The organism is Candidatus Magnetobacterium casense (assembly GCF_019173545.1).
Lineage (GTDB): Bacteria > Nitrospirota > Thermodesulfovibrionia > Thermodesulfovibrionales > Magnetobacteriaceae > Magnetobacterium > Magnetobacterium cryptolimnobacter.
Window position 1 is genome coordinate 1 of record NZ_JABXWD010000596.1, and the last position, 1,635, is coordinate 1,635.

2 protein-coding genes and 1 pseudogene are annotated in these 1,635 nt (G+C 53.5%); all 3 read right to left on the minus strand.

The genetic code is table 11. The features are described 5' to 3' along the window. Positions 1-68: 68 nt before the first annotated feature. Positions 69-890: a hypothetical protein gene (locus tag HWQ67_RS17940; protein WP_218254063.1), complete on the minus strand. Its 822-nt coding sequence runs from the start codon at positions 888-890 to the stop codon at positions 69-71. A gap of 9 nt (positions 891-899) precedes the next feature. After that, complete coding sequence (locus tag HWQ67_RS17945) at positions 900-1,226, minus strand: hypothetical protein (protein WP_218254064.1); 327 nt, start codon at positions 1,224-1,226, stop codon at positions 900-902. After that, a pseudogene (locus HWQ67_RS17950) lies at positions 1,223-1,635 on the minus strand (hypothetical protein); the annotation flags it as partial. The pseudogene HWQ67_RS17950 and the gene HWQ67_RS17945, both read right to left, overlap by 4 nt.

A 1,635-nucleotide genomic window follows, 5' to 3' on the forward strand; every position in this document is an offset into this window, starting at 1 on the left:
GTGGACGACTCCCGGATGCGGGTATGCAATTCGAGTGCGTTCAACGTAGGCGGTAGCTGATACTGCCATTAGTACCTCCGACGGCCCCTATTGCGCATCCAAAGGTATTTACCTCTGCCGTTGGGGTATCGGGATCTGCGGTAGCTATTTTTGTAGCGGCCCTTGTTGAACCAACCGCCCTTGCTGCCGGCAAGTATCAAGGCGGGAAGGGTAGCAGCAGCGATTCCTGCTACGGGTGCAACCCAACCAGCTTGAGGTGAAGCAACCAATCCGTTGGATGGTTGTGAAGTTTGGCCTCCACCTAGGCCGCCTAGGAGAGCCATCATCAGTAGCATGTTGTTGGACCCTCCACCAAAGAGGCCGCCTCCGCCCATCAAGTCCATGAGGTTACCCATCGGAGCGGGGAACATACCCATGTCTTGCATGATGGTACCTTGAAGACTGCGGCTGAAAGGCATCATTATTTCCATGATGCCGAGCTGTTTGCCGAGCATCTGATGCATGAGGTAAGGCATAGGTTTCTTCATCATTAGCATGAGCTGCATGGCATCAGAGGGTAAACCGAGGGCATTTGTCACTGTTTCTCCTATTGCTCCCGTAAGGCTGTTCAAGGCCGTTTGCGGGGCTTGTGATAGCGTCTGAAGGATCGCTGCGGGAGTTGGCGGTCTGACTGGCTGCAAAGGCCCTTGCACGGGTAAAGGGTTGATAAGGCGGTCGCCTCTTTGCATCTGGAACCATGCCTCATTCTTGAGAGTGATGGCTGTTTCGGCTGCCATTTGAGCGGCTGTAGCGGCTGAAGGTGGTTGGGTGACGCTGAGGTCTGGTATCCAACCGAAACGTTGGTCATAGTTACCGCCAAATTCGGTTAAGTCTTCTATGTTGACTGCCATTGTCACCTCCTAAGCGTCAAAGTCAAGTATTGCTGTGAAGTGGCAAGTCCCGGTGGTGCCACCTAGTACTAGGACTGGGGTTGTGCCTTTCTGAACTGGGATGATGAAAGGCGGGTCATCGGTGATGTTGGGTATGCCATCTGTGCGCTTGCGAAGTAAAGCGGTGACTCCGGGCTTATGAAAGGCTTGAGGCACTTCGAGAGTCGCCGTGTTGACAGTGCTGGCTGCGTAAAGCACGAGGGAGCCGGAAGCTGGCGGGCTGTCGAGTTCGGTACCAGACAGTACGTTGGTGTTGGTTGCGGTTTTCTCAAGTTCGACTAGGATACGGTATCTCATTGGTTAGCTGACCTCCTTGGCTTTTTCGTTGGCGATGAGTTCGGCTCTGGTAACCCAGACGGAATCGAGGCATCTGGTGCAGTAACAGATGAAGTCTCCTCCGTCGATGGGCACGATTCGATAGGCTGGGTCTGCGGTGCCTCCGTTGGGGCAAGTGTTGGCATGGGCGAAAGCGAAAGCTTTGATGCTAACGATCGTAACACCTCCTTTTGTTGGTATGACAGGTCATCGACCTGCAGTCCCTGGGCAACTGCCCAGGCTGCGAGGCCTGTCTGAATATCTAGTTCTGACTTTTCGAGACTTTCCCACTTGTTGAATGCTTCTTTCGCAACGAGCGAGAGTTCCTGCGAAAGCATTTCAATATCATCGGGAGAATTAAGACGAGCGAATGCGCTACCAGCTCCATTAT

Coding starts and splice junctions, on each gene's coding strand:
- HWQ67_RS17945 (WP_218254064.1), bottom strand. CDS start 1,226: ATGAGATACCGTATCCTAGTCGAACTTGAGAAAACCGCAACCAACACC.
- HWQ67_RS17940 (WP_218254063.1), bottom strand. CDS start 890: ATGGCAGTCAACATAGAAGACTTAACCGAATTTGGCGGTAACTATGAC.